25 protein-coding genes are annotated in these 26,144 nt (G+C 71.8%); 9 read left to right on the forward strand and 16 right to left on the reverse strand.

From position 1 onward, the window contains the following. Positions 1 to 117: 117 nt before the first annotated feature. From PS271_RS18360 to PS271_RS18375, 4 genes are all read right to left on the reverse strand, one after another. On the reverse strand, positions 118 to 2,766 hold the full coding sequence (locus tag PS271_RS18360; protein ID WP_398383031.1) for a SpoIIE family protein phosphatase: 2,649 nt from the start codon (positions 2,764 to 2,766) through the stop codon (positions 118 to 120). 55 nt (positions 2,767 to 2,821) lie between these two features. Then, positions 2,822 to 3,499 carry a class I SAM-dependent DNA methyltransferase gene (locus PS271_RS18365; protein ID WP_398383032.1) on the reverse strand — a complete coding sequence of 226 codons (678 nt, stop codon included), beginning with the start codon at positions 3,497 to 3,499 and terminating at the stop codon, positions 2,822 to 2,824. 187 nt (positions 3,500 to 3,686) lie between these two features. Next, positions 3,687 to 4,385, reverse strand: a complete 699-nt coding sequence (gene fomD, locus PS271_RS18370; RefSeq protein ID WP_398383034.1) for a cytidylyl-2-hydroxypropylphosphonate hydrolase — start codon at positions 4,383 to 4,385, stop codon at positions 3,687 to 3,689. A gap of 78 nt (positions 4,386 to 4,463) precedes the next feature. Beyond that, positions 4,464 to 5,858, reverse strand: a complete 1,395-nt coding sequence (locus tag PS271_RS18375) for a class II fumarate hydratase (protein WP_398383036.1) — start codon at positions 5,856 to 5,858, stop codon at positions 4,464 to 4,466. Between the two features lie 109 nt (positions 5,859 to 5,967). On the opposite strand from PS271_RS18375, the gene PS271_RS18380 reads away from it, so the two are divergent. Beyond that, positions 5,968 to 7,518: a ricin-type beta-trefoil lectin domain protein gene (locus PS271_RS18380; protein WP_398383037.1), complete on the forward strand. Its 1,551-nt coding sequence runs from the start codon at positions 5,968 to 5,970 to the stop codon at positions 7,516 to 7,518. A gap of 65 nt (positions 7,519 to 7,583) precedes the next feature. Here PS271_RS18380 and PS271_RS18385 read toward each other — a convergent pair whose 3' ends face one another. After that, positions 7,584 to 9,248, reverse strand: coding sequence for a fumarate hydratase (locus PS271_RS18385; protein ID WP_398383039.1), 1,665 nt, complete (start codon positions 9,246 to 9,248; stop codon positions 7,584 to 7,586). 151 nt (positions 9,249 to 9,399) lie between these two features. Between PS271_RS18385 and PS271_RS18390 the strand changes: the two genes are divergently transcribed. Both PS271_RS18390 and PS271_RS18395 read left to right on the forward strand, forming a co-directional pair. Beyond that, positions 9,400 to 10,149, forward strand: a complete 750-nt coding sequence (locus PS271_RS18390) for a DUF1707 SHOCT-like domain-containing protein (protein WP_398383040.1) — start codon at positions 9,400 to 9,402, stop codon at positions 10,147 to 10,149. Positions 10,150 to 10,387: 238 nt separating this feature from the next. Further along, positions 10,388 to 10,747, forward strand: a complete 360-nt coding sequence (locus PS271_RS18395; RefSeq protein WP_030367536.1) for a WhiB family transcriptional regulator — start codon at positions 10,388 to 10,390, stop codon at positions 10,745 to 10,747. Between the two features lie 161 nt (positions 10,748 to 10,908). Here the strand turns inward: PS271_RS18395 and glpX are convergent, their stop codons facing one another. Further along, on the reverse strand, positions 10,909 to 11,940 hold the full coding sequence (glpX, locus tag PS271_RS18400; RefSeq protein ID WP_367137940.1) for a class II fructose-bisphosphatase: 1,032 nt from the start codon (positions 11,938 to 11,940) through the stop codon (positions 10,909 to 10,911). Between the two features lie 213 nt (positions 11,941 to 12,153). Here glpX and PS271_RS18405 point away from each other — a divergent pair, with 213 nt between their 5' ends. Beyond that, on the forward strand, positions 12,154 to 12,711 hold the full coding sequence (locus PS271_RS18405; protein WP_398383043.1) for a DUF4245 domain-containing protein: 558 nt from the start codon (positions 12,154 to 12,156) through the stop codon (positions 12,709 to 12,711). Positions 12,712 to 12,773: 62 nt separating this feature from the next. Here PS271_RS18405 and PS271_RS18410 read toward each other — a convergent pair whose 3' ends face one another. The 4 genes from PS271_RS18410 to PS271_RS18425 all read right to left on the reverse strand — a co-directional run bounded on the left by PS271_RS18410 (position 12,774) and on the right by PS271_RS18425 (position 16,438). After that, positions 12,774 to 13,367, reverse strand: coding sequence for a malonic semialdehyde reductase (locus PS271_RS18410; protein WP_398383045.1), 594 nt, complete (start codon positions 13,365 to 13,367; stop codon positions 12,774 to 12,776). 138 nt (positions 13,368 to 13,505) lie between these two features. Further along, positions 13,506 to 13,781: an exodeoxyribonuclease VII small subunit gene (locus PS271_RS18415; RefSeq protein ID WP_398383046.1), complete on the reverse strand. Its 276-nt coding sequence runs from the start codon at positions 13,779 to 13,781 to the stop codon at positions 13,506 to 13,508. Positions 13,782 to 13,791: 10 nt separating this feature from the next. After that, positions 13,792 to 15,036, reverse strand: a complete 1,245-nt coding sequence (gene xseA, locus PS271_RS18420) for an exodeoxyribonuclease VII large subunit (RefSeq protein WP_398383048.1) — start codon at positions 15,034 to 15,036, stop codon at positions 13,792 to 13,794. A gap of 40 nt (positions 15,037 to 15,076) precedes the next feature. Continuing rightward, on the reverse strand, positions 15,077 to 16,438 hold the full coding sequence (locus PS271_RS18425; RefSeq protein ID WP_398383050.1) for an APC family permease: 1,362 nt from the start codon (positions 16,436 to 16,438) through the stop codon (positions 15,077 to 15,079). Positions 16,439 to 16,536: 98 nt separating this feature from the next. On the opposite strand from PS271_RS18425, the gene PS271_RS18430 reads away from it, so the two are divergent. Continuing rightward, entirely contained in the window at positions 16,537 to 17,529 is a 993-nt protein-coding gene (locus tag PS271_RS18430) for a 4-hydroxy-3-methylbut-2-enyl diphosphate reductase (RefSeq protein WP_398383052.1), read from the forward strand. Positions 17,530 to 17,617: 88 nt separating this feature from the next. Beyond that, positions 17,618 to 18,388, forward strand: a complete 771-nt coding sequence (gene ppgK / locus PS271_RS18435; protein ID WP_398383054.1) for a polyphosphate--glucose phosphotransferase — start codon at positions 17,618 to 17,620, stop codon at positions 18,386 to 18,388. Here the strand turns inward: ppgK and PS271_RS18440 are convergent. Beyond that, positions 18,279 to 18,893 carry a DUF6542 domain-containing protein gene (locus PS271_RS18440; RefSeq protein WP_398383056.1) on the reverse strand — a complete coding sequence of 205 codons (615 nt, stop codon included), beginning with the start codon at positions 18,891 to 18,893 and terminating at the stop codon, positions 18,279 to 18,281. The genes ppgK and PS271_RS18440 overlap by 110 nt on opposite strands. A 200-nt stretch (positions 18,894 to 19,093) precedes the next feature. Here PS271_RS18440 and ychF point away from each other — a divergent pair, with 200 nt between their 5' ends. Continuing rightward, positions 19,094 to 20,182 (forward strand): redox-regulated ATPase YchF, encoded by a 1,089-nt coding sequence (gene ychF / locus PS271_RS18445; protein WP_398383058.1) that lies wholly within the window; start codon positions 19,094 to 19,096, stop codon positions 20,180 to 20,182. A 662-nt stretch (positions 20,183 to 20,844) separates the two neighbouring features. Further along, positions 20,845 to 21,897, forward strand: a complete 1,053-nt coding sequence (locus PS271_RS18450; RefSeq protein WP_398383060.1) for a hypothetical protein — start codon at positions 20,845 to 20,847, stop codon at positions 21,895 to 21,897. On the opposite strand, the gene PS271_RS18455 is transcribed toward PS271_RS18450, so the two are convergent. Then, positions 21,894 to 22,187, reverse strand: coding sequence for a DUF6087 family protein (locus PS271_RS18455; RefSeq protein WP_398383062.1), 294 nt, complete (start codon positions 22,185 to 22,187; stop codon positions 21,894 to 21,896). The genes PS271_RS18450 and PS271_RS18455 overlap by 4 nt on opposite strands. Positions 22,188 to 22,325: 138 nt before the next feature. Here PS271_RS18455 and hemC point away from each other — a divergent pair, with 138 nt between their 5' ends. Then, positions 22,326 to 23,273, forward strand: a complete 948-nt coding sequence (hemC, locus tag PS271_RS18460; protein WP_398383064.1) for a hydroxymethylbilane synthase — start codon at positions 22,326 to 22,328, stop codon at positions 23,271 to 23,273. On the opposite strand, the gene PS271_RS18465 is transcribed toward hemC, so the two are convergent. From PS271_RS18465 to dapF, 4 genes are read right to left on the reverse strand one after another with little or no spacing between them, the layout of a single operon-like run. Beyond that, on the reverse strand, positions 23,270 to 23,641 hold the full coding sequence (locus tag PS271_RS18465) for a glutamate ligase domain-containing protein (protein WP_398383066.1): 372 nt from the start codon (positions 23,639 to 23,641) through the stop codon (positions 23,270 to 23,272). The genes hemC and PS271_RS18465 overlap by 4 nt on opposite strands. Beyond that, positions 23,628 to 24,188: a cysteine peptidase family C39 domain-containing protein gene (locus PS271_RS18470; RefSeq protein WP_398383068.1), complete on the reverse strand. Its 561-nt coding sequence runs from the start codon at positions 24,186 to 24,188 to the stop codon at positions 23,628 to 23,630. The genes PS271_RS18465 and PS271_RS18470 overlap by 14 nt, the downstream gene beginning before the upstream one ends. A 12-nt stretch (positions 24,189 to 24,200) precedes the next feature. Then, on the reverse strand, positions 24,201 to 25,292 hold the full coding sequence (locus PS271_RS18475; protein ID WP_398383070.1) for a D-alanine--D-alanine ligase family protein: 1,092 nt from the start codon (positions 25,290 to 25,292) through the stop codon (positions 24,201 to 24,203). Beyond that, positions 25,289 to 26,089 carry a diaminopimelate epimerase gene (dapF, locus tag PS271_RS18480; RefSeq protein ID WP_398383072.1) on the reverse strand — a complete coding sequence of 267 codons (801 nt, stop codon included), beginning with the start codon at positions 26,087 to 26,089 and terminating at the stop codon, positions 25,289 to 25,291. The genes PS271_RS18475 and dapF overlap by 4 nt, the downstream gene beginning before the upstream one ends. Positions 26,090 to 26,144: the final 55 nt, after the last annotated feature.

The raw sequence follows: 26,144 nt of genomic DNA on the forward strand, positions 1-26,144 counted from the left end.
GCCCTCCACCCCGCCAGTCAACTCCGCCGACGGGGTGTCGGCAACCGCAGTCTGGACACTGTCCAGAATTTCACCGCGTACGAGTGAAGGGCCGGGCGCCGCCTCATGCGGCGCGCCTCACCGGGCGTGCGGCGGCAGCGCCAGCTCGAACCACACCACCTTGCCCGTGCTCAGCCGGGTCGCGCCCCACCGCCGGGCCAGCCGGTTCACCAAGTACAGCCCGCGGCCGCCCTCGTCCGAGGGCCGGGCCTGGCGCAGCCGCGGCAGCTGCGGCACGTCGTCGCCCACCTCGCAGCGCAGCACGTCCGTACGGAGCAGGCGCAGCGTGATCGGCCGCTCCGCGTACCGCACGGCATTCGTGATCACCTCGCTGACCAGCAGCTCCACGGCGTCCGTGAGCTCCTCCAGGCCCCAGCGGGTGAGCGCGCGGCGGGCCAGCCGGCGCGCCTGGCGGGCCGTCTGCGGGCGCGGGTCCAGGAACCAGTACGCGACGTCGCTGGGCGCGATGCCCTCGAAACGGGCCGCGAGCAGGGCGATGTCGTCGTCCCGGTCGCCCGGGCCGAGCATGCCCAGCACCTCGTCGCACAGGGGCTCCAGGGGCGGCGGGTTCGGGCCGGTCAGCCGGGCGGTCTCGATCAGCCGCTCGCGCAGCTGCTCTATGCCGGTCCACACGTCCCTGATCCGCGACTCCACCAGGCCGTCCGTATAGAGCAGCAGCGTCGCCCCCGCGGGCGCGTCCAGCTCCACGGCCTCGAAGTCGACCCCGCCCACGCCGATCGGCGCGCCCGGCGGGACGCGCAGGACCTCCGCGCGGCCGCCGCGGTGCAGCAGTATCGGCGGCGGGTGCCCCGCGTTGGCGATCACGATGCGGTGCGCGACCGGGTCGTACACCGCGTACATGCAGGTGGCCATGCGGTCCGAGCCCAGGCGCTGGGCCTGCTCGTCCAGGTGGTGCAGCACCTCGGCCGGGGGCAGGTCCAGGCCCGCCAGGGTCTGCGCGGTCGTGCGCAGCTGGCCCATGATCGCGGCGGAGGTCATGGAGTGGCCCATGACGTCGCCGACGACGAGGGCGACGCGGTTGCCCGGGAGCGGGATCGCGTCGTACCAGTCGCCGCCGACGCGGGCCGTCTCGGCGGCCGGCAGGTAGCGGCTGGCGAGGCGGACGCCGGTCGGCTGGGGGAGCGAGTCCGGCAGCATCGTGCGCTGCAGCTCGTCCGCGATGTAGACCTCGCGGCCGTACAGCACGGCCTTGTCGACGCCCAGGGCGGTGTGCGTCGCCAGCTGCGCCGCCACCAGGAGGTCGTCGTTCTCGAACGCCGCCCGGTCCGGGCGGCGGACGAACACCGCGGCGCCGATCACCCGGCGCCGCCCCCGCAGCGGCGCCAGGATCGTGCGCTGCCGGTCCGGGACGGGCCGGTCGTCGCCGAGCAGCTCGGGAAGGGCCGCCCGCGCGGCGGAGGAGTCCCCGAAGACCGGTCTGACGCCCCGCAGCACCTCCGCGAGCGGCCCTCCTATGCGCACCTCGCAGCGCTCGGCGGCGCAGCCGGCGAGGTCCGGCGCGGGCTCGGGGCGCTCGGCCTCCGGGTCCGCGGCGTCGCCCTCGCCCGTGCCGCGCACGTGCTCGGGCAGCTGGTCGGTGCGGCGCAGGCGCAGCACGACGGGGCCGACGGGCCGCTCGTCGCCGACCGGCAGCGGGTCGCGCAGGTAGACCAGGATCGCGTCGGCGAACGTCGGCACGGTGGCCCGGCACAGGCCGAGCACGATCTCGTCCAGGTCGATGCCGCGCGCGATCCGCCGCGTGGCGGCCCCGACGAACCGCAGCCGCTCGCCTCCGCCGGCGTGGCCGCCCCCGCCGCCGTCCGGCCCGCCCGGGGCGGGGTGGCTGACGGTGCGCACCGCCTGCGGCGACGGCGCACCCTCCCGGGCATCGTTGTCAGAGGCCGCCACGGCCTCCCGCTCGGCCATCCCGGCGGGCAACACGACGGGGGCCGCGGCGGCGGCATGGGGCCGCTCGGCACGGGACCGGGTAACCGGGGACCCGGCGGCCTCGGGCTTGTCGGCCGGGGTGGCGGTGGCGCGGGGCCTGGCGGCCGGGGACTCGGCGGCACCGGGTCCGCCGGCCTCGGGCCCGTCGGCCGGGGATCCGGCAGGACGGGGTCCGGTGGCCTGGGAGGTGGCGGCCTGCGTTCCGGTGGTGCCGGACTTCGCCGTACGGGGTTCCGTGGTCCGGGGCGCGCCGGCCTCGGGCCCGTCGGCCGGGGATCCGGTGGGCCGGGGGTTGTCGGCCGGGGTGGCGGTGGCGCGGGACCGGGCAGCCGGGGCTTCGGCGGCACGGGGTCCGCCGGCCTCGGGCCCGTCGGCCCGTGATCCGGTGGGCCGGGACCTGGGCGTGCGGGGTTCCCCGGCCCGGGTGCCCGTGGCCGGGGAGTCCGTGGCCGGGGCGTCCGCCGTGCGGGGGCGGGGAGCGCGGGGCGTGCCGGGCCGCGTGCCCTTCGCCCGGGGGAGGCTCGCCCCCGGGCCGGGGGCTTCGCCCGGCTCGGGGTGCGAGATGGAACGCGTGCCCGCGCCCGCCGGGTCGTCCGCGGCCGGGCGCGTGCCCGCGTGGGCGTCCTCGCGCCGCTGGGGCGGTACGCCCTGCGGCCCCGGCTCGGGGGCCGACCGGGGACGACCCGGTTCCGGATCCGGGGCAGCGGCAGCGGCGGGCGCGGCGGCCTGCCGCACCGCGGCGATCCGCTGGTTTCCGTGGGAGTCGGTGTGCTCCGTCACGCGTGGGGTTCCATCCGTCGGGACCGTGCGCCCGCTCGCGCGGGTGCACCGTGGGTCAGGCGCGTCGCAGATTGAGGAAGAGCTGGATCTCGGGTGGCACGTCCGTACTCGCCGGGGCGTACGCCAGTGAGTGCTCCCCGGCGACTTCGAAACCCGCTTCGCCCACGACCTGGCGCAGTTCGTCCCGCAGGTATCCGGATACCCGGATCGTGTTGCCCAGGAACGGCATCGCGTAGTCGTCGACGTCCGCCTCGACCATCGACAGGGCGAGCAACCCGCCGGGTCTCAGGAGCCCGTGGAGCATCCGCAGCGCGTGCGGGATCTCCGGACGGGGCAGCATCAGCAGCGAGAAGAACGCGGCCGCGCCGTCGAACTCGCCGAGGCGGCCGTCCCGCAGGTCCGCCAGGTCCGCGAGGTGGAACTCGGCCTTGGGGACGTTGCCCCGCGCCAGCTCCAGCATGCCGGGGGAGAGGTCGACGCCCACGACGCGGTGGCCCGCGTCGGTCAGTTGCCGCGCGGTCGGCAGGCCGGTGCCGCAGCCGGCGTCGAGGACGCGGGAGCCGGGCGGCAGCGCGGCCGCGAGCCAGGCGCCCGCGCCGAGCTGGCCCTCCTTGTGCGGGAAGGCCTCGTCGTAGCGGTGGCCGATCGCGTCGAAGGCCTCCGCCTGACCGCTGCGGTCCAGCCCCGCGCGGGCGTAGCCGTCGTAGTCCCGCCGGTTCCCGTCACCGCTCACGGCGCCCGCCCTCCCTGTGACCGTTGACCGTATTCCCTGAACAAGCGTCACATGCCGTGCTCTGTTCTTGCCGTGCTCGTGCCGTGCTGCTGTGCAGTACCGCGGAGGCCGATCCTACGGTTGCCCGGCGGGCGGGTGCCAAGCGGTTGGCCGCCTTCCTGCCGATTCCCCGCCGATTCCCCGCGGATCATGCCCGGATCCGGGCCGGGGAACGGTCCCAGTCGGCCGGCAGGGCGGGTACGGGCCAGGCCGGGTCCGGCCGCCAGTCCTCCCAGCCCGCGGCGAACGGCGCGGCCCAGGCCTCGATCCGCTCGACCGCGGCCCGGCCGGCGGCGCGCACCCGCTCGGCCTGCCCGGCGGACATCAGGCCCGCCTGCTGCGCCTGCGCGAACTCGTCCTCGTCCTTCCACTCCCAGCGGCGGTCCGGGTAGACGGCGATGTCGAGGAAGTGGTCCTCGGAGTCCACGCCGCCCGCCCAGCGGGCCAGCGGCTCCTCGAGGTTCACGTACCAGTTCTTGAAGCGCCAGTCACGGTCCCAGAACAGCCAGACCGACCACGGCTCGCCGGGCCGGGCGAGCTTCAGCACGCCCGTGCCGGCCCACGGCGCGACGCCCGTGGTGCGGGGCTTGGTGTAGCGCGTGGCGAGCGGCTCCTGGTGGACCGGGGTGCCGTCGGCGAGCAGCGGGCGCACGCACGCGGTACCCGGCGCGACCCATACGGCGAGCAGGTCCCCGGTGTCCTGGACGACGGTGACGGGACGGCAGATGTGGACGCGGTCGGTGGCATTGCCCCGGTAGCGCCAGAGGATCTGCTCCCCCGGCGCCCAGAGCGCGCTCGCACTTGCGCCTGCCGTGTCCACCGTCTCTGCATCCGCGTCCGCTGTCATGCGGAGATCCTAGGCGCGGGCGGCGCGGGTGCGCCGTGACGTATGACGCACGACGCCCCCTCCCGCCGCCCGGCCCGCCTACGGACGCGTCATGCGCAGGACGTCCAGCGCCTCGTCCAGCTGCTCCAGGGTCAGCAGGCCCCGCTCCACGTAGCCCGATTCGAGGACGACCTGGCGGATCGTCTTCCGCTCCGCAAGGGACTTCTTCGCCACCTTCGCCGCCTCCTCGTAGCCGATGTAGCGGTTGAGGGGCGTGACGACGGACGGGGACGACTCCGCATACTCCCGGGCGCGCTCCACGTCGGCCGTGATGCCGTCGACCGTGCGGTCGGCCAGCAGCCGGGAGACGTTGGCGAGCAGCCGCACCGACTCCAGGACGTTCTTCGCCATCACCGGGAGCATCACGTTGAGCTCGAAGTTCCCGGCGGCGCCCGCGGTCGCGACCGTCGCGTCGTTGCCGGTGACCTGGGCGGCCACCATCAGCACGGCCTCGCAGATGACCGGGTTGACCTTGCCCGGCATGATCGAGGAGCCCGGCTGGAGGTCGGGCATGCTGATCTCGGCGAGGCCGGTCCGCGGCCCGGACGCCATCCAGCGCAGATCGTTGGCGATCTTGGTGAGGCCGACGGCGACCGTGCGCAGCTGGCCGCTGGTCTCCACCAGGCCGTCGCGGGCGCCCTGCGCCTCGAAGTGGTTGCGGGCCTCGGTCAGCGGCAGCCCGGTGGTGCGGGCGACCTCGGCGATGACGGCGCCGGAGAAGCCGGGCGGCGTGTTGATGCCGGTGCCGACCGCCGTGCCGCCCAGGGGCAGTTCGGCCAGGCGCGGCAGGGAGGCGCGCAGCCGCTCGACGCCGTAGCGGACCTGCGCGGCGTAGCCGCCGAACTCCTGGCCCAGCGTCACCGGAGTGGCGTCCATCAGGTGCGTACGGCCGGACTTGACGACCTCGGCGAACTCCTCCGCCTTGCGCTCCAGGGCCGCGGCGAGGTGCTCCAGCGCGGGGACGAGGTCGCCGGTGACGGCGGCCGTCGCCGCGATGTGGATGCTGGAGGGGAAGACGTCGTTGGAGCTCTGCGACGCGTTCACGTGGTCATTGGGGTGCACGGGGCGGCCCAGGCGCTCGCTCGCCAGGGTGGCGATGACCTCGTTGGCGTTCATGTTGGAGGAGGTGCCGGAGCCGGTCTGGAAGACGTCCACGGGGAAGTGGTCGTCCCAGCGCCCCTCGGCGACCTCTCCCGCGGCGGCCTCGATCGCCTCGGCCACGTCCTTCTCCACCACGCCGAGCTCGGCGTTGACCCTGGCCGCGGCGGCCTTGACACGGGCCAGCGCCGCGATGTGCGCCCGCTCCAGCCGCTGCCCGCTCACCGGGAAGTTCTCCACCGCGCGCTGGGTCTGCGCCCGCCACTTGGCGTCCGCCGGCACCCGCACCTCGCCCATCGAGTCGTGCTCGATCCGGTACTGCTCACCATCGGTCATCGTCACTTACCTCCTGACAGAGCAAGCGTTTGTCCGGTTCACCGTGTTCCCAAAAGGCACTACCGCCTAGTAAATACCGCGGGTAACAACTGAAATCGGGGAGGCCACTTTGACACGCGGACGCAGACCCACCCTGCGCTCTTCGCTCGCCGCCGTCGCCGCGCTCGCCGCGGCCTTCGGCGGCCTCGCGGTCACCGGACCCACCGCCCACGCGGCCCACGCACCTCACGCGCCCCACCCCGCGGCCCGCACCGCCGCCGCGGCACCCCTTGCTCCCGAGCTGGAGAAGATCCGCGCCGCCGAAGCCGTCAAGCTCTACGGGGACGCCGCCGTGCGCCCCCTGGAGGAGCGCAAGACCTCACTGCTCTCGCTCGGCGACAGCGAGATATCGGGCGAGGGCGTCGGCACCTACGAGCCGGGCACGAACGGCCCGGACAACTGGTGCCACCGCTCGCCCGAATCCGCCATCCACCGCACCGCCATCCCCGCCGACGTCACCTACAACGTCGCCTGCTCCGGGGCCTCCACCGCCAACATCCGCATCGGCGGCAGCAAGCAGTACGCGGACGAGCTCGTCCAGAGCGACAGCCTCGCCGTCAAGGCCCGCAACACCCGCGTGAAGATGGTCCTGCTCGTCGCCGGCGCCAACGACGACCTCCAGTTCGGGCCCGTCATGACCGACTGCGTCACCCGCTACCTGACCCTCCAGGGCACGTGCGCGCCCAAGTACGCGCCCGGCTGGCAGGCCCGCGTCGACGGCCTCGTGCCCAAGGTCGAGCAGACCGTACGGGACCTGCGCACGGTCATGAAGGACGCCGGTTACGCCGACGGCGACTACAAGCTCGTCGTCATGGGCTACCCGAGCCCCATCGGCCCTGACTTCGAGGACAACCCGTCCTTCCCGGGCAAGCTCCCCGGCGGCTGCGTCGGCTACACCTCCGACGCCGCCTGGGGCCGCAACGCCGCCGTGCCCGCCTTCGAGCGCGGCATGCGCAAGGCCGCCCGCGACACCGGAGCCGTCTACCTCGACAACTCCCGCCTCTTCCACGGCCACGAGGTGTGCACGGACAACACCTGGGCCCGCGGGCTGTACGTCGACGTGGCCAATCCCTTCCCGCCGAACGAGAACTCCGTCCGGCAGTCCTTCCATCCCAACCAGCGCGGCCACGGCGCGTTCGCGTCCTGCCTGACCCAGCTCTACCGCTCCGGCTTGCAGGAGGCCGGCTGCGCCGACCCCGCGAGCACGGGGACGCCCGTCCTGACCAAGGGCGCGTGGGACGATGCCTTCCGGCCCCTGAAGAACGAGGCCACCGGCACCTGCGTCGACGCCTACGCGGCGAGCAGCCGCAACGGCACCGCCGTCGGTGGCTGGGACTGCACGGGGAACCGCAACCAGGAGTGGGGCTACGACTCCGGGACGAAGGCGCTGCGGACGGCGCTGTCGCACGACCGGTGCGTGGACGTTCCCGGCGGGAAGTACGCGGCGGGGACGGCCGTGGTGCTGTGGGACTGCCACGGCGGCGCGAACCAGCGCTTCACGCGCGGCGGTGACGGCTACCGGCCCGAGGCCGCGCCGGACCTGTGCCTGACGCTGGCGTCGGCGAAGGACCCCGTACGGCTCCAGAAGTGTGACGGGTCAGCGGGCCAGCGCTTCGTCTGACGCTCCGGACGGGGCTGGTCGCGCAGTTCCCCGCGCCCCTGAAGGGGCGCGGGGAACGTCCGGCGTCAGGAACTCCGCACCGGAATCGACGTGAACGTCGGGGCCGGGGCCGGGTCCACGAAGAAGTCGTTGCCCTTGTCGTCCACGACGATGAACGCCGGGAAGTCCTCGACCTCGATCTTCCAGACCGCCTCCATGCCGAGCTCCTCGTACTCGACGACCTCGACCTTCTTGATGCAGTCCTGGGCCAGGCGGGCCGCCGGGCCGCCGATCGAGCCGAGGTAGAAGCCGCCGTGGCTGCCGCACGCGTCGGTGACCTGCTTGCTGCGGTTGCCCTTGGCGAGCATCACCTTGGAGCCGCCCGCGGCCTGGAACTGCTCGACGTAGGAGTCCATGCGGCCGGCCGTCGTCGGGCCGAAGGAACCGGACGCGTAGCCCTCCGGGGTCTTGGCCGGGCCGGCGTAGTAGACCGGGTGGTCCTTGAGGTACTGCGGCATCTCCTCGCCCGCGTCCAGCCGCTCCTTGATCTTCGCATGTGCGATGTCGCGGGCGACGACGAGCGGTCCGGTCAGCGAGAGCCGGGTCTTCACGGGGTACTTGGTCAGCTCCGCGAGGATGTCGTCCATGGGGCGGTTGAGGTCGATGCGGACGACGTCGCCCTCGGATTCGAGATGCTCGTCGGTGGTCTCCGGGAGGAAGCGCGCCGGGTCGGTTTCCAGCTGCTCCAGGAAGACGCCCTCGGGCGTGATCTTCGCGAGGGCCTGGCGGTCGGCGGAGCAGGAGACGGCGATGGCCACCGGGCAGGAGGCGCCGTGCCGCGGCAGGCGGACGACGCGCACGTCGTGGCAGAAGTACTTGCCGCCGAACTGGGCGCCGATGCCGATCTTCTGCGTCAGCTCGAAGACCTTGTCCTCCAGCTCCTTGTCGCGGAAGCCGTTGCCGAGCGCGGAGCCCTCCTCCGGCAGCTCGTCCAGGTAGTGCGCGGAGGCGTACTTGGCGGTCTTCAGCGCGTACTCGGCGGAGGTGCCGCCGACGACGATCGCCAGGTGGTACGGCGGGCAGGCGGCCGTACCGAGCGAGCGGATCTTCTCCTCCAGGAACTTCATCATGCTCGCCTCGTTGAGCACGGCCTTCGTCTCCTGGAAGAGGAAGGACTTGTTGGCCGAGCCGCCGCCCTTGGCCATGAAGAGGAACTTGTAGGCGCCGCCGTCGGTCGCGTACAGCTCGATCTGCGCGGGCAGGTTGGAGCCGGTGTTCTTCTCGTCCCACATGGTCAGCGGGGCCATCTGCGAGTAGCGCAGGTTGAGCTTCGTGTAGGCGTCGAAGATGCCGTGCGAGAGGGCCTTCTCGTCCTCGCCCCCGGTCAGCACGTTCTGGCCGCGCTTGCCCATGACGATGGCCGTGCCGGTGTCCTGGCACATCGGCAGCACGCCGGCCGCGGCGATGTTGGCGTTCTTGAGCAGGTCGAGGGCGACGAAGCGGTCGTTGGCGGACGCCTCGGGGTCGTCGAGGATGCGGCGCAGCTGCGCGAGGTGGGCCGGGCGCAGGTAGTGGGAGATGTCGTGCATCGCCTCGGCGGCCAGCGTGCGCAGCGCCTCGGGCTCCACCTTGAGGAACGTGCGGCCGTCGGCCTCGAAGGTCGACACGCCCTCGGAGGTGACCAGGCGGTACGGAGTGTTGTCCTCGCCCAGGGGCAGGAGGTCCGTATAGGCGAACTCAGAGGCAGACATTGCGGCGGGTTCCTCACTCGGCAGGCGGCGGTGGCTGGCGTCCTCGACAGCGCCTACCAGCGTAGGCGGCGCGCGGGGGAGTGTTCTTGTGAGGTAAGGCTCACCCGTGCCCCGCCCGCCCCCTATCGCGATCTATCGCGATTGGCTACGCTTGCTTGCCGTGGAAGAGCCATCGTTCGATAAGCACTCCCTTGAGAAGCGCCCGCAGGGCCCCCAGGGCCCGCAGGGGAGTCCGCAGCAGAGCCCGCAGCCGGGGGCGCCCGCGCCCGCCCCGGCCCCGGCGCCGCCCGCGCTGCGCGCCTCCGACGCCGACCGCGACCGGTTCGCGGACATCCTGCGCAACGCCCTGGCGGAGGGGCGGATCACCGCCGAGGAGCACTCCGAGCGGATCGGTGCGGTCTACGGCGCCAAGACGCTCGGCGAGCTGGAACCGCTGGTGAGCGACCTGCCGGCAGCCGGCCGGGGCGAGCACCCGGCGCCCGCGCGCTCCCATGGCGCCTACGGCGCCCCGGCGCATCCCGCCGGCACGGGCGTCGCCGAGAACCTCGTTGCGATCTTCGGTGGCGCGGTGCGCAAGGGGCGCTGGCGGGTGAGCCGGCGCACGAACGCGTTCGCGCTCTTCGGCGGCATCGAGATCGATCTGACCGAGGCGGTCTTCGAGCAGCAGGAGATCGTCATCAACGCCACCGCGATCTTCGGGGGCATCGAGATCAGGGTCCCGGAGAACGTGACCCTGCGCTCCACGGGCACCGGCGTCTTCGGCGGCTTCGACGTGAAGACGGTCGAGGCGCCGGACCCCGACGCTCCGGTCGTTTCCCTCACCGGATTCGCGGTCTTCGGCGGGGTGGACGCGAAGCCGAAGCGGGGTAAGCGGCTCAAGAACCTTCGCGCGGGCGGCTGATGGCGGGCTGATGCCGGTCCGTGCGGCGGCCCGCCGGCGGCTCGTGCGGCCTGTTGCCGCAAACTTACTGCGGGTTACGGCGTTCCGCTCATGGCAACGGTGTGAATAAGCACGCGCACAGCGGGTAAAGCTTGGTGCATCGTCTCTCGTACGGCTGCCGGTGCGAATGGCCGTGCGCAGTGGAGGCGGGCAAGGGTGACTCAACCGGCCAAGCAAAAGCCGTCGTCAGGAGTAGACCGTGCTGCTACCGCATCAGCCCCTGCAGGAAGCCGCCGTACCGTCCCCGCGGATTTCGTCCGCGCGGGATCAGGCCGGCCCCTGGCATTCGGAGGCGGTGTGCCGCCGGGATGAAGCCGGGCTCTTCTTCGCACCATCCAAGGAACCGACGGCTGCCCGCTTGTCGCGTGAAGAGGCCGCCAAGCGCGTGTGCGCCCGTTGCCCCGTGATGGTCGAGTGCCGCGAGCACGCTTTGTTGCAGCCGGAGCCTTACGGGGTATGGGGCGGTCTCACCGCGGCCGAGCGCCGCGTGGTGCTGGCTCGCCGCCGCCGGCGCGAGGCGGAGCTGGCGCGCGCCACGAGGGTCGCTGCCGCGGGCTGAAGTGCATCCCTCGGCCGCGGGGCGGTCTCCGAACGGAGACCGCCCCGCGGCCGAGGGATGGGGGCCGGAGGCCCGAGAAGTCTCCCCGCCGCAACGGCGGGACGTCACGACGGCGAGGGTCCGGCGGAATCCGCACGCGCCGCGGCCGTCACGTGGAACCCCTAACTGGGGCGCTCGAAGTCCACCGTGCTGTAGGCACGCAGCTTCGACAGACGATGCGTCGAGTCGATCTGCCGGATCGTCCCCGACTTCGAGCGCATCACGAGCGACTGCGTGGTCGCCGTCTCCGCCCGGTACCGCACCCCGCGCAGCAGCTCGCCGTCGGTGATGCCCGTCGCCACGAAGAACACGTTCTCGCCGCTGACCAGGTCGTTCGTGTGCAGGACGCGGTCGAGGTCGTGGCCCGCGTCGATCGCGCGCTGCCGCTCCTCGTCGTCCTTCGGCCACAGCCGGGCCTGGATGGTGCCGCCCATGCACTTCATCGCGCAGGCCGCGATGATGCCCTCCGGCGTGCCGCCGATGCCCAGCAGCAGGTCCACGCCGGTGCCCTCGCGGGCGGCCATGATCGCGCCGGCCACGTCGCCGTCGGCGATGAACTTGATGCGGGCGCCGGCCTCGCGGATCTCCTTGACGAGCCCGTCGTGGCGGGGGCGGTCCAGGACGACGACCGTGACGTCCTCGGGCGAGGAGTGCTTGGCCTTGGCGATCCGGCGGATGTTGACGGCGACGGGGGCGTTGATGTCGACGAAGTCCGCCGCCTCCGGGCCGGTGACCAGCTTGTCCATGTAGAACACCGCGGACGGGTCGAACATGGTGCCGCGGTCGGCGACGGCCATCACGGAGACGGCGTTGGCCATGCCCTTGGCGGTGAGGGTCGTGCCGTCCACCGGGTCGACGGCGACGTCGCACTCGGCGCCGGTCCCGTCGCCCACGCGCTCGCCGTTGTACAGCATGGGGGCGTTGTCCTTCTCGCCCTCGCCGATGACGACGACGCCGTTCATCGAGACGGTGCCGATCAGTGCGCGCATGGCCTTGACCGCGGCGCCGTCCGCGCCGTTCTTGTCGCCCCGGCCGACCCAGCGGCCCGATGCCATGGCACCGGCCTCGGTGACCCGGACGAGCTCCAGGGCGAGGTTGCGGTCGGGAGCCTCGGGGCTGACCTCGAGCTGGGACGGCAGATGATGCTCGGTCATCGGAGCGCAACCTTTCTGTACGGCGACGGCCGCAGGAACCTCTCCCCCGAAAGGGGCAGAAGGTGAGGGTGCTGATGACTTTATCTGTTCACTGCGAGAGTGAGCAGAGGGCCCCACGCATGAGCGGCGTCAAGGGGGCGGCGGGAGCCTCCCGGAGGAGCCTTCCGGAGGGGCCGCGGGAAGATCGGCCGGGCCATGGGGGACGATGGGGGCGTGGCAGGTAGGAATCCCAAGGCGCAGACCGTACGGAACATGGTGCTCGCGTTGGCGGCGGTGATCCCCGTGGCCTTCGTCAGCTATGTCTTCATTCCGCACGACGAGAACAACGACCCGGTGCGCACCGTCGACTACCGCGTCGAGCTGGACACGGCGCGGCGCGCGGCGCCGTACCCGGTCGCGGCCCCCGCCGGGCTCGGCGGCGACTGGCGCGCGACCTCCGTCTCGTACAAGGCGGGCGGCAAGGACGGCTCCGTCTGGCACCTGGGCTTCCTCGACCCGGACACCGAGTACGTGGCCGTCGAGCAGAGCGACGGGCCGGCCGGGGCCTTCATCGACGACGCGAGCCAGCGTGCGGAGAAGACGCCGAAGACGGAGCGGGTCGGCGACGTCACGTGGCGGCAGTACGAGGGCGAGAAGTACAACGCGCTCGTGCGGGAGGAGAAGGGCGTGACCACGGTCGTCACCGGCACCGCCTCCCACGAGCGGCTCATGCAGATGGCCGCCGCGCTCAAGGCCGAGAAGGGCGCCGTGAAGGCGGCCGAAAAGGGCTAGAGCGCGACGGCCGGTGCCGCCGGATCGCCCGCGCGTGACGGCGCGCGGGCGGAGTCGCGGGCTCAGACGGTCGTGACGACCTGCTCGTAGGACAGGCGCGGCGAGCGCGGGCGGTAGGCGCCCTCCTCGGCCGGCTTGCCGATGTTGACGATCATCAGCGGGGTGTGGTCGCCGTCCAGGAACTCCTTCTGGACGCCTGCGAAGTCGAAACCGGTCATCGGGCCGGCGGCCAGGCCGGCGGCGCGGACGCCCAGGATGAAGTAGCCGGCCTGGAGGGCGCCGTTGGCCGCGGCGGACTGCTCGCGGACCGGGCGCTCCGCGAAGAAGACGTCCTTGGCCTGCGGGAAGTGCGGGAACAGCGTCGGCAGCTCCTCGTGGAACTCGTTGTCCGTGGCGAGGATCGCGACGAGCGGCGCGGCCATGGTCTTGTCGCGGTTGCCGTCGGCCATGAGGGGCGCGAGGCGCTCGCGGGCCTCCGCGGAGCGGATCAGCACGATGCGCAGCGGCGACTGGTTGAACGCGGTGGGGGCGTACTTCACCAGGTCGTAGATCGCCTGGATCTGCTCGTCGGTCACCGGCTCGTCGGCGAAGGCGCTGGCCGTGTGCGCGTCACGGAAGAGCAGGTCCTGAGCGGCGGAGTCGAGGGCGAGGGACATGGGAGACACCTACTTGCATGCGTAAAGGGAGGCTTGCGAGGTCTACTTTACGCCAAGTGGATGAAAATTCAACTGAAACTTCAACTAGGTAGGGGAAGGGTAAGCCGACACGTCCTCTCCCGATGACGTACGCCCAGGTCAGCCCTGGTCTTCGGAGCCCTCCGGGCCGCCCTCGGCCGCCCCGCCCGCGTCCTCCGCCGCCTCCTCGGAGGCCAGCGCCGCGTCCAGCCGGGCCCGCGCGCCCTCCAGCCAGCGCCGGCACACCTTCGACAGCTCCTCGCCGCGCTCCCACAGGGCCAGCGACTCCTCCAGCGTCGTGCCACCCGCCTCCAGGCGGCGCACGACCTCGATCAGCTCGTCGCGAGCCTGCTCGTATCCCAGCGCGTTCGCCGCCGCATCCGTTGTCGTCGCCATGGCCACCAGCCTATGCGGGGGGTCCGACAGCGGGCCCCGTGACGGAGCCGGGGACGGCCTTCACCGTGAACTCGCCCTCCGCGACCCGCGCCCGCAGCTCCTCCTCCGCGCTCACCTCCGCCGCGTCCCGCACCACCGAGCCGTCCGCGTGCTGGAGTACGGCGTAGCCCCGGCGCAGCGTGGCCGCCGGGGAGAGGGCCACCACGCGCGCGTGCGTGTGCGACAGCTCCGAGTCGGCGCGGTCCAGCAGATGGCCGAGGGTGCGGCGGGCGCGGTCGGTGAGCGCCCCGACCTGGGCGTCGCGCTCCTCCACCATCCGCTGCGGGCGCTGCACGCACGGCCGGGCCCGTACCGACGCCAGGCCGCGCTCCTCGCGGTCCAGGTGCGCGGTGACGCAGCGCAGGGCCCGCTCGCGCAGCTGGCGGACGCGGGCCAGCTCCTCGCCGACGTCCGGCACGACGCGCTTCGCCGCGTCCGTCGGCGTCGACGCGCGCAGGTCGGCGACCAGGTCCAGCAGCGGCGAGTCCGGCTCGTGGCCGATCGCCGACACCACCGGCGTGCGGCACGCGGCCACGGTCCGTACGAGGCGCTCGTCGGAGAACGGCAGCAGGTCCTCCACGCTGCCGCCGCCGCGCGCCACGATGATCACGTCCACGTCCGGGGCCTTGTCGAGCTCCTCGACGGCCTCGATGACGCGCGGCACCGCGTGCACGCCCTGCACGGGCACGTTGCGGACCTCGAAGCGGACCGCGGGCCAGCGGTGCCGGGCGTTCTCCAGGACGTCCCGCTCGGCGGCCGAGGCCCGGCCGCAGACCAGGCCGATCAGCTGCGGCAGGAACGGCAGCGGCCGCTTGCGGCCGGCCGCGAACAGGCCCTCCGCGGCGAGGGACTTCTTCAGCTGCTCCAGCCGCGCCAGCAGCTCCCCGACGCCCACCGGCCGAATCTCCGCCGCCCGCAGGGACAGCTGGCCGCGCGGCGCGTACCACTCCGGCTTGGCGTGCACGACGACGCGCGCGCCCTCCGAGACGATGTCGGCCACGCGGTCGAAGACCGCGCGGTAGCAGGTGACGGACAGCGAGATGTCGTGCGCCGGGTCGCGCAGCGTCAGGAAGACGACTCCGGCGCCGGGGCGGCGGGAGATCTGCGTGATCTGCCCCTCGACCCACACCGCGCCGAGCCGGTCGATCCAGCCACCGATGAGCCGCGAGACCTGCCCCACGGGGACGGGGGCTTCGGGGGACGTGTTGAGGGCCATGGGGGCGAGCGTAGTGGGGGGCGCTGACAATGGGCGGCCCCTACTCCGGGCCCTTACGGAACACCTCCGCCCCGAGCACCCCCAGGCCCGCCACCAGCCACGCGCCGCCCACGAGCTGGGCCGTGGGAGCCGCCTTGACGATCACCGCGATCACCACCGCCAGTCCCAGCAGCGGCACCACCACGTGCGGTACGGGCCGCAGCTCGCCGCCCCGTCTCCGGACCGCGAACCAGCCGATCACCGACAGGTGCAGCAGCGCGAAGGCCACCAGGGCCCCCACGTCCACGACCGACACCAGCCGGTCCAGCCCGTCGTCCCGCCGCGCCGCCCACACCGCCGCCACCAGGTTGACCACCGCCGCCCCCAGCACCGCCACGCGCGGGACGCCCGAGGCACGGTCCACCTTCGACAGCACGCCCGGCAGCCTCCGGTCACGCGCCATCGCGAACAGCAGCCGCCCCGCCGCGGCCTGCCCGGCCAGCGCCGCGAACGCCGCCCCGACCGCCTTGCTGACCGCCACCAGGTCGTGCAGCCAGCGGCCCGTCGCCGAGTCCACCGTGTCGTAGAACGCCGAGCCCTGCGCGGCCGGGTTCGCCGCCAGCTCCGCCGCCGGCATGGGCGCCAGCAGCGCCGCCAGGTACGTCTGGAGAACGAACAGCACGCCCGCCACCGCCAGGGACGTCACCACCGCCCGCGCCACCCGCTCGGAGCCCCCTGCCGCCTCCTCCGCGAACGCGGCGATCGCGTCGAAGCCCAGGTACGACAGCACCGCCACCGACACCGCCGCGACCACCGCCCCCGTGGTGAAGCCGGCCTCTCCGGTCAGCGGCGACAGCCAGTCCCGCTGCGCCCCGCGGTCCGAGAGCGCGAAGATCGCGCAGACCACGAAGACCAGCAGCACGGCGATCTCCATCGCCAGCACCAGGAAGCCGACCACGGCGGCTGTCCGGACGCCCGCGAGGTTCAGCGCGGTCGTCACCGCCACCGCGACGGCCGTCCACACCCACTGCGACACCGACGGCACCAGCGCGTGCAGGGCGATGCCCGAGAACAGGTACGCCACCGCCGGGATCAGCAGGTAGTCCAGCAGGGCCATCCAGCCCGCGACGAACCCCGGCCCCTCACCCAGCCCCACGCGCGCGTAGGTGTAGACCGAGCCCGCCTGCGGAGCGACCCGCACCATCTGCGCGTACGAGAAGGCCGTGAAGGCCATCGCGACGGTCGCGACGACGTAGACCAGGGCCACCGCCCCGTGCGACTTCGCGTCCAGCGTGCCGAAGATCCCCACCGGCGCCATGGGGGCGATGAAGAGCATCCCGTAGACGACCAGGTCCCGGAAGGTGAGGGTGCGGTGGAGCTTTCCGCCGGTGCCGCCGGGCGCTGCGGTCACGGGTGCGGTCATGGGCTGTCCCTGAAGCTGACGGAATCGCGGCTTCCGTCATCGTGCCCCACCCCGCCGCCCGCCGCCGGTCGGCACCGCGGGCCCTTACGATGGACGGCATGACTGCACCCACCGCCCGCAAGGTCCTCCTCGCCGCCCCCCGTGGCTACTGCGCGGGTGTGGACCGCGCCGTGATCGCCGTCGAGAAGGCCCTGGAGCAGTACGGCGCCCCCGTCTACGTGCGTCATGAGATCGTCCACAACAAATACGTGGTGAAGACCCTGGAGAAGAAGGGCGCGATCTTCGTCGACGAGACGGAGGAGGTGCCCGAGGGCAACATCGTCATCTTCTCCGCGCACGGCGTCGCCCCGGTCGTGCACGAGGAGGCCGAGCGCGGCAAGCTCGCCACCATCGACGCCACCTGCCCGCTGGTCACCAAGGTCCACAAGGAAGCCGTCCGCTTCGCCAAGGAGGACTACGACATCCTCCTGATCGGCCACGAGGGCCACGAAGAGGTCATCGGCACCAGCGGCGAGGCCCCCGACCACATCACCCTCGTCGACGGCCCCGGCGACGTGCCGAACGTCGAGGTGCGCGACCCGGACCGGGTCGTCTGGCTCTCCCAGACCACCCTCTCGGTCGACGAGACCATGGAGACGGTCGACGCCCTCAAGGGCCGCTTCCCGAACCTCCTCTCCCCGCCGAGCGACGACATCTGCTACGCCACGCAGAACCGGCAGACCGCGGTCAAGCAGATGGGCGCCGACGCCGACCTGGTGATCGTCGTCGGCTCGAAGAACTCCTCGAACTCCGTCCGCCTGGTCGAGGTCGCCCTGGGCGCCGGCGCCAAGGACGCCCACCTCGTGGACTACGCCGACGAGATCGACGAGGCGTGGCTGGACGGCGTCTCCACCGTCGGCGTGACCTCCGGCGCCTCCGTCCCGGAGATCCTCGTCGAGGGCGTCCTGGACTGGCTGGCCGAGCGCGGCTACGGCGACGTCGAGACGATCACCTCCGCCCGGGAGAGCATCACCTTCTCGCTCCCCAAGGAGCTGCGCCGCGACCTGCGCGCGGAGGCGGCCTCGAAGCTCACCGGCGGCGAGTCCGCGTAAGGACGGGCGCGGGTCCGCATCAGGAGCCCCGCCGCACACCCGCGCAGGACCCCTGCGCACATGGCCACCACGCCGTAGCGTGGTGGCCATGAACGTATTCGGCGTGGACATCGGCGGATCGGGCATCAAGGGCGCGCCGGTCGACGTGAAGCGGGGCGAGCTCACCGAGGAGCGCTTCAAAGTCCTCACTCCCCGCCCGGCGACCCCCGACGCGGTCGCGGACTGCGTCCGGCAGGTCGTGGAGCACTTCGGGGCGCCCGCCGGGCCCGTGGGGGCGACGTTCCCCGGCGTGGTCGTCGGCGGCACGACCCGTACGGCCGCCAATGTCGACAAGGGCTGGGTCGGCTGGGACGCCGCCCGGTTCCTCGGCGAGCGGATCGGCGCCCCGGTCACCGTGCTCAACGACGCCGACGCGGCCGGGCTGGCGGAGATGACCCACGGCGCCGGCCGGGGCCGCAACGGCACCGTGATCATGCTGACCTTCGGCACCGGCATCGGCAGCGCCGTCTTCAGCGACGGCAAGCTCGTGCCCAATACGGAGCTGGGCCACCTGGAGCTCCAGGGCCACGACGCGGAGACCCGCGCCTCGACCCGCGCCAAGGAGGAGGAGGGCCTGAAGTGGCACCACTGGGCCCGGCGCGTGGAGCGCTACCTGGCCCACGTGGAGATGCTGTTCTCGCCCGACCTGTTCATCATCGGGGGCGGCGTGAGCCGCAAGGCCGAAAAGTTCCTGCCGCTGATCGAGGGCGTCAGCGCCGAGATCGTGCCCGCTGTGCTGGAGAACAACGCGGGGATCGTGGGGGCCGCGATGGCCGCTGCCGCTGCGTCCGGCGCTGCCGTCCCCGCCTCCGCCGCCTGACGACCGCGACCCGGCGGGCGAGCGCGACGAGCGCGGTCAGCAGGGTGCCCGCGTAGAGCCAGCCCGCGTTGAGCGACAGCAGGGTGACCAGGCCCATGACCCTGCTGCCCACGCCGCCCCCGGCGTCCACCAGGGGCACCGACCCCACCGCGAAGGCGATGGGGGCGGCGACCGGCGCGGTGGCCAGATCGGCCGGGCGCACCCACAGGGCGCACACCGCGCCCGCGAGCAGGAAGGCGACCCCGTAGAAGCCGGGGGAGCGGCCCGTCACGGAGTCCAGCCAGCCGGCCCCGAGCATCCACAGGGTGGTCAGCAGGCCGCTGCCGAGCCCGGTCAGCCGGGGCGCCGGCAGCCGCCCCAGGCCCCGCAGCCGCGGGGCGGAGGGCCCGCCGCGGGGCCGCCGGAGGCCGGCGGCCGCGCCCTGTCCCACGGGCGCCGCCGGCCGCGGCACGGGAGGGACACGGCGGGCCTTGCCCCGGGGCGTGCGCGTGCTGGGTTGCTCCACCTGACCAAACTAGGTCGGCGGGCGGGAGGAATCCGGCACGGGACACGCGGTTTGAGCCACCTTGGCCGTGCGTTCGACTGATAGTCCGCACGGGGCCGCCCGGCGGGGCGGCCCCGTAGACTGGATGACCGGCCCGGCAGTGGGCCATGACCGGCCCGCCACGGGCCGCGGACCCTTTGGAACCTACGGGAAGTCGCCACGTGTCGCTCACGATCGGAATCGTCGGTCTGCCCAATGTCGGCAAGTCGACCCTGTTCAACGCCCTGACCAAGAACGACGTGCTGGCGGCCAACTACCCGTTCGCCACCATCGAGCCGAACGTGGGCGTCGTCGGCGTTCCCGACGCCCGCCTGCAGAAGCTCGCGGAGATCTTCGGCTCGCAGAAGGTCCTGCCCGCCACGGTCGACTTCGTCGACATCGCGGGCATCGTCCGCGGCGCCTCCGAGGGCGAGGGCCTGGGCAACAAGTTCCTGGCGAACATCCGTGAGTCCGACGCGATCTGCCAGGTCATCCGCGCCTTCAAGGACGAGAACGTCGTCCACGTCGACGGCAAGGTCTCGCCCAAGGACGACATCGAGACGATCAACACCGAGCTGATCCTCGCCGACCTCCAGACCATCGAGAAGGTCCTGCCGCGCCTGGTCAAGGAGTCGCGGATCAAGAAGGACGTCGCCCCGAAGGTCGCGGCCGTCGAGGCCGCCAAGGCGCTCCTGGAGGAGGGCACGACCCTCTTCTCCGCCGGCATCGTCCAGGGCTCGGAGAAGGCGGAGCTCCTGCACGACCTCCACCTGCTCACCACCAAGCCCTTCCTCTACGTCTTCAACGTCGACGAGGACGAGCTGACCGACGAGGGCTTCAAGGACGAGCAGCGCGCCCTGGTCGCCCCGGCCGAGGCCATCTTCCTCAACGCCAAGCTGGAGGCCGACCTGGCCGAGCTGGACGAGGAGGACGCCATGGAGCTCCTGGCGTCCGTCGGCGCCGAGGAGCCGGGCCTGGCCACCCTCGCCCGCGTCGGCTTCGACACCCTGGGCCTCCAGACCTACCTGACGGCCGGCCCCAAGGAGTCCCGCGCCTGGACGATCAAGAAGGGCGCCACGGCCCCCGAGGCGGCCGGTGTCATCCACACGGACTTCCAGAAGGGCTTCATCAAGGCCGAGGTCATCTCCTTCGAGGACCTCGTCGCGACCGGCTCCGTGGCCGAGGCCCGCTCGGCGGGCAAGGCCCGCATGGAGGGCAAGGAGTACGTGATGGCGGACGGCGATGTCGTCGAGTTCAGGTTCAACGTGTAGCGGGTCACATAGCACGGCTCGACTGATCTGACAAACATGCAGGTCAGAGGGGGTCTGGTCCTTCGGGGCCAGGCCCCCTTTTCGTTCCCGTGCTGACTTGGTGCTGACCTGGAAGCACCCCTCATCACCCCTCGGACGCCATGCCGTACTGACTTGGTGCTGACTTCACGGAGAGGTGCCGCACCACCGTGCTGGATGCGGGTCGAGGCGCCGCCCAATTGCGGTTAGGAATTCAACAAGCGAAGTGATCGGATTCACGCCGACGCGCCTTTCAGCGGGCCAACCAATACCGACTTCTCATCCCTGCGGTTAGACCCAATCAACCCCAAGGATGACTTTCAAGATCAGAAAGCTACCCGCGAGTTTCGAACGAGCGTTCCCGTGTTCTACTGAGCGGAAGCTGTCGTTCCAATTGATCGGGGGAGCTTGTTTTGTCCTGCCAACGAAGCCTTGTGTCCCGTGCGCTCGCACTGCCGGCGAAGGGCGAGCCGCAGAGAAAGACAGCGATCACTGCATGGGGTCTAGTGGCCACCGCCGCCGTCTATACAGGCACCATGGGCATCTCGCAGACCGCTCACGAAGAAGGGGCCCAGAGCAAGCACAGGAGGCCCGCCCCTTCAGTTCCAGACGCCGCCCCGGGCATTGATCCGGAGGTGGGCGACGTGTACCGCCACAACCCCAAGAAGGGGTACGTCCCGACGTACTTCGACGGGCGAGGCGGAATCGCCGGAGTACCGCTGACCGATGAACAGCGCCAGGCCGTCGTGAAGGAAGCCTTGCGGCGGGGCGTCTCGGCCGAGGACGCTCACGCGCTCGCCTACGGGGAAGCTGACGAGGCCGCGCCGGTCGTCAAGCCGAGCGTGAGGCCGCCGACCGGCGGTGGCGGCGTGACATTCCTGGCCTCCGGACCGGTCTATCGCGAGGTTGCCCCAGCGGAGCAGAGCTCAGTGGAGGACGGCGACTACGCCGCCGACCCTGGCGCCGCAGCGAGCCGTCCGGCCGAGGGCAAGAAATCGCCCGGCCGGCAAGATGCCCCTGGGCAGATGAAGGAAAAGGGCAAGGAGAACAAGTCCGAGAAGCCGAGCCTCAAGGAGCAGCTCAAGAGGTCGGCCGAGACCGTACTCCCGGACCCCATTGAAGAGCCCGTCGAGCAACTGCTCGGCAGGATGAACCCCTTCCGCTCGTACATGTTCGCCATCAGTCAGCCGGGCACCGTGCCCACATTCACCGTCGGCGAGCCCGAGGGCGGCATGGTCACCGTCACCGCCGAGTCGCAGGTGACCGACAACATGGCCGTCACGGTCGAGGTCACCGCGCCCGTCGAGCAGACCCCCGAGGCCCCGCCGAGCACGGTCTCGGTAACTGTCACAGACCCGCAGACGGATGTGGTGACCGTCGCCACCGAGACGGAAACCGTCGAGGGCGGCCACGAGGACATCCCGAGGGTGGCGATAGGAGAGGTGGTCGACGCTGTGATCACAGCGGCCACCGAGGACAGTGCCCAGCCCGGGGACTCAGCCGCAGCGGAGGAGGCCGCCGCGACCGCTGAAGAGGCCCTGGAGTCCCTCCCGGAGCCTGAGCAGCCTCAGCCGACCGCCGAGCCCTCCGCCGCCCCGGCCGCACCCGAGGAGCCTCAGCGGCCTGCCCCGGCCGCTGAAGCGGTGGAGCCGCGCCTGTCCGCCCCCGGAGGGGCCGACGCTCCGGGGCAGCCCTAGGGCTTCCTGTGCCTGCCGGTGCCCGGTGCGAGCGGCTGCCGCGCCGGGCCGGCAGGCGGAGCCGCGGGCTTCTGCGCCTCGGGGTACAGGATGCGCTGAGCCTCGGCGAGGCTGGACGCGAATGCGTACGGCTCCCAGGCGTGCCCGTTCCATCGTTCGATGGCGCGGGGAGCGTCCGGGTTGACGTGTGAACCCTTGGGGCCGTCGCCGGAAATGATGGGCACCGCGCGAAGCCGACCGATCTTCGCGTCGCGGCGTTCCGCCCACTCCGACAGCGGTTCGTCGTCCATCCTGCCGTTCCTTACGTCGGTGGTGGCTCCGCTGGGAGCGTAGTGGTAACTCGCCCATGCCGACCTCGTGTCTGCATGAGCACGTTGCGTCCGCTTCTAGTCTGGTGACCACCTGTCAGGCCCGGAGGGTAGGTCACGGTGGTTCAGTACCTCGTCGGCTCGCGCGCAAGCAGCCTCGCCAAAGCTCAGGTGCGCGAGTACCTGCGTCCGCTCCGCGAGCGATTCCCCGACACGACCTTCACCCACCGTGCGATCTTGGAGGGGGGCGACAAGGACCGCAGGTCCCTCCTGTCGCGCGTGTCCGCCACCAGCGGAGGGTCGGCGTTCAGCACCGAACAGGAAGCCGCACTGGTCCGCGGAGATGTGGACGTGGTCGTCCACTCCATGAAGGACCTTCCTACCTCCAATCCGCCAGGGCTTGTCTTGCTGCCTCCGCCGGGACGGGAGGACGTGAGCGACGCGCTCTGCGGCTCGACGCTGGCCGGGCTGCGGAAGGGTGCAAGGGTCGGCACCGGCGCACCTCGCAGGGTCGCGCAGCTTCTCGCCGTACGCCCTGACCTCGAAGTTGTGCCGATCCGGGGCAATGTTCCGCCCCGCCTCAAGAAGATCGAAACAATGGGGCTGGACGCGGTGGTCCTCGCGGTGGCCGGCCTGCGTCGACTCGGCCTGGAGGATGCGATCGGAGAGGAACTCCCGCTCGACCTCTTCCCGCCGAGCCCCGGGCAAGGGGCGCTCGGCATTCAGGTTCGCGAGGACAGCACGGCCGTCCGAGCGATTCTCTCCACGGTCGGTGACGTGACGGTCGACGCCCAGGTGCGGGCGGAGCGCGCGTTCCTAGCCGAGCTGCACGGCGGGTGCAGCGTGCCCGTAGGTGCCTACGCCGAGACCCTGCTAGACGGGAGCCTCAGAATCTACGGCCAGGTGACTTCGCTGGACGGCCGGCAGCGCGCCTCGGGGGCGTTGGTCGGTCCGTCCGACGATCCGGAAAAGCTCGGTGCAGCCCTGGCCGCGGACCTCATCGACCAGGGTGCGCAAGCGATTCTTGACGTGGTGCGTGGCGACTCGGGGGCACGAGGACCCAACTAGTGGTCTCCGAGGCTGGTGACGGGCTGCCCCGTGAGGGCCTGGGCGATCTGCCAGAGTTGGCCGCCGCGCGATGCCTTCACGAGTACAACGTCGCCGGGCTTGAGGATGGAGTCGAGGTAGGCGGCAGCGGTCGCGTTGTCGCCGACGAACGCGATGTCTGGGACGCCTGCCGCGCCCGCCGCGAGGGCGAGCTGCTTCGCGAGGTCTCCGCCGACCGCCACGACGAGATCGACGCCGCTCTCGGCCGCGAAGCGGCCGATCTCGCGGTGAGCGTCCACCGCTTCATCGCCCAGCTCCAGCATTTCTCCGAGTACGGCGATCCTCCGGCCGCCTGCGGCCTCGGTCGTCTCGCCGTCAGCCTCGGCCATCGAAAGTCTCCGTTGAGGTCAGGGGCGCGAAGGTGATCGCGCGGCCAGTGTAGGAATGGGACAGGCGGCTGAGCGTGACGCGATCGTGCGTCTGACCCCACGCCGACGGGTCTCGGAAGAGGACCAGCGGGTCGGGGCCGTCCTCGTAGCCGCGAAGGATGACGAGGTGGCCGCCTGCTCGGCCGTCGTCGGGGAACTGCTCGGTCACGGACACGATGAGCGGGGCATCGTCGAGTCGGGTGAGGAGTTCCTCGACGGGCACGGGCTCCGCGTGGGACGGCACTCCGAGGTCGCTCGCCAGGCTCGCAATCCCCGCGTGAAGGGCTCCACGCGGGGTGAGAACGTCTTGCTTGACCGCGAGTTTCAGGAGCTCCGTCACCGTGGGCGCCTCGCGCCCGTAGGCGAGCAGGATCGCTCTCAGCGATGCCAGGCCGCACGCCCGGTTGGACCATTCGATCCTGTCTCCGAGTGCCCATCCGCCGTGCAGATCCCATTCGGCGGGGTTGATGAGCTGTCGGCACAGGGGGACATTGTGGACGCGCGGCACAGTGGCGGGCTCCTACAGGGAGACGGCAGCCTCCCGAGTCGCCGTGGTGCTGGAGAACACGGGAGTGGGCAGGGGAACATCGTACGGCGGGCGGACCAGGGCCTCGTGCAGCATCGCCAGTACGACATCCGTGTGCGTGAGCCCGACCATCGCCGCCCCGACCGTAAAGTTGCTGTCACGGGACATGCCCGGCGTGCTGTTGACTTCCAGCACGTACGCGTCGCCGTCCTCGGTGACGATGAAGTCGATGCGGGCCGAGCCGCGCAGTCCGATCCCGTCCCACAGCGTCCGGACATCCCTGGAGATCCGGTTCGTCGGTACGGTCTCCAGCTCGGCGGCGCGGACGGTGACGGCGCCCTTGGAGTCCACGTCGAGCTTGGTGTCGGCGTCGTAGAACTCGGCGTCGGTCGCCTCGGTGGTCAGAGGCGGGAAGATCATGACCGAGCCGCCGGGAAGCTCTAGCATGCCCACGGTCACGGGGGTACCGACGACGTAGTCCTCGACGAGCACCTCGTCGTCGCTTTCGCCGGCAGCCTCCGCCAGGGCGCGGGGCAGGTCGGCCGCGTCGCGGACGAGGCTCATGCCCACGCTGGACCCGCCGAAGGGAGGCTTCACCATGACGGCCCGGCTGCCCCAGTTCACCGGACCGCCGGACCAGACGCGCCAACCGGGCGTCGGGACACCGAGGGTCAGCATGACCCGCTTGCAGAGGATCTTGTCGGCGGCCACTGCGGAGGCCGCGACCCCGCTGCCGCAGTAGGGCACGCGAAGGTAGTCGAGCAGGCCCTGAAGGCGGCCGTCCTCGCCGTACGGACCGTGCAGGTTCGAGAGGGCCACGTCGTACGAGACCAGCTCCCTGATGAAGTCGGGCTGAGTGGGGTCCAGCACGTTCCACCGCGCGCCGATCTCTTCGAGCGCCTCGCCCAGGGCGGTCACGGACCGCTGCTCGACGGGGCACTTGGAGTGGTAGAGCCTGTCTTCGGCGGACACCGGCCCGTAGATGAGGGCGACGCCGAGGCCCTGTCGGCTCTGCCCCCACCCGCGGAGTTCCTCGGCGGCCGTGTGTGCCGCCTGCGTCGAGCTGGAGTCGAGAAAGACGGTCATGCGAGTACCCCTTCGAAGGTTTGGGTGACCGGCCCGCCAACCCAGGCGGACCGATCCGGGCGGTCGTCGTGCGGACGGACGATGAGCGGTTCACCGGCCTGGTTGTGGACGGTGACCTCGCGCTTGGCGACGAGGCCGCGCATGGTGGCGATGACGACGGCTGCTACGGCTCCGCTGCCGCAGGAGAGCGTCTCTGCCTCCACGCCGCGTTCGTAGGTGCGGATCTTGAGCGCCTGGGAGCCGAGGCGCTGAACGAAGTTCACGTTCGTGCCGAGCGGCGCCACGTTCTTGTGGTGCCGGACGACTCGGCCGACCACTTCGGCGTGGATGGCGTCCACGTTCTCCACGATGGCGACGACGTGTTCCGTGCCGGTGTGCGCACTGTCGAACCACGTCGGCCTGCCGTTGATGATCGTCTGTAAGACGCGGGGCTGGATGGCGCCCACTTCGGCCGTGACCCACACGGTGCCTGTGTCGACGGTGGCCTCGTGCATGACGCCGGCCATGTGAAGCTGCATCGTTCGGAAGCCCTGATCGCACTGGGCCGCCCACGCCGCACAGCGCAGCGCGTTGCCGCACATCGTTGCGGTCGAGCCGTCCGCGTTGAAGCAGTCGACTTCGAGCACCGCAGGAGTGTCGTTGACGAAGCGGCTGACGACCAGGCCATCCGCCCCCACGCCGGTCCGTCTGGCGCAGAGGCGTTCCGCCTCCTTGGCCCAGTCCGTTTCGGCTCGCGGGCTGGGGTTCGTGAAGAGGACGAAGTCGTTGCCCGCTCCGTGGATCTTGCGAAAGCGCACGGCAAAGCTCCTCGCGTGATGAGGTGACATGGGAGGTGGCGACCGAACTGCTGCG

The organism is Streptomyces sp. SCA2-17 (assembly GCF_044336695.1).

Coding starts and splice junctions, on each gene's coding strand:
- PS271_RS18410 (WP_398383045.1), bottom strand. CDS start 13,367: ATGTCCCTCGCCCTCGACTCCGCCGCTCAGGACCTGCTCTTCCGTGAC.
- PS271_RS18475 (WP_398383070.1), bottom strand. CDS start 25,292: ATGACCGTCTTTCTCGACTCCAGCTCGACGCAGGCGGCACACACGGCC.
- PS271_RS18425 (WP_398383050.1), bottom strand. CDS start 16,438: ATGACCGCACCCGTGACCGCAGCGCCCGGCGGCACCGGCGGAAAGCTC.
- fomD (WP_398383034.1), bottom strand. CDS start 4,385: ATGACAGCGGACGCGGATGCAGAGACGGTGGACACGGCAGGCGCAAGT.
- xseA (WP_398383048.1), bottom strand. CDS start 15,036: ATGGCCCTCAACACGTCCCCCGAAGCCCCCGTCCCCGTGGGGCAGGTC.
- PS271_RS18455 (WP_398383062.1), bottom strand. CDS start 22,187: ATGGACGACGAACCGCTGTCGGAGTGGGCGGAACGCCGCGACGCGAAG.
- PS271_RS18430 (WP_398383052.1), top strand. CDS start 16,537: ATGACTGCACCCACCGCCCGCAAGGTCCTCCTCGCCGCCCCCCGTGGC.
- ppgK (WP_398383054.1), top strand. CDS start 17,618: ATGAACGTATTCGGCGTGGACATCGGCGGATCGGGCATCAAGGGCGCG.
- PS271_RS18375 (WP_398383036.1), bottom strand. CDS start 5,858: ATGACCGATGGTGAGCAGTACCGGATCGAGCACGACTCGATGGGCGAG.
- glpX (WP_367137940.1), bottom strand. CDS start 11,940: ATGACCGAGCATCATCTGCCGTCCCAGCTCGAGGTCAGCCCCGAGGCT.
- PS271_RS18465 (WP_398383066.1), bottom strand. CDS start 23,641: ATGGCCGAGGCTGACGGCGAGACGACCGAGGCCGCAGGCGGCCGGAGG.
- PS271_RS18385 (WP_398383039.1), bottom strand. CDS start 9,248: ATGTCTGCCTCTGAGTTCGCCTATACGGACCTCCTGCCCCTGGGCGAG.
- PS271_RS18415 (WP_398383046.1), bottom strand. CDS start 13,781: ATGGCGACGACAACGGATGCGGCGGCGAACGCGCTGGGATACGAGCAG.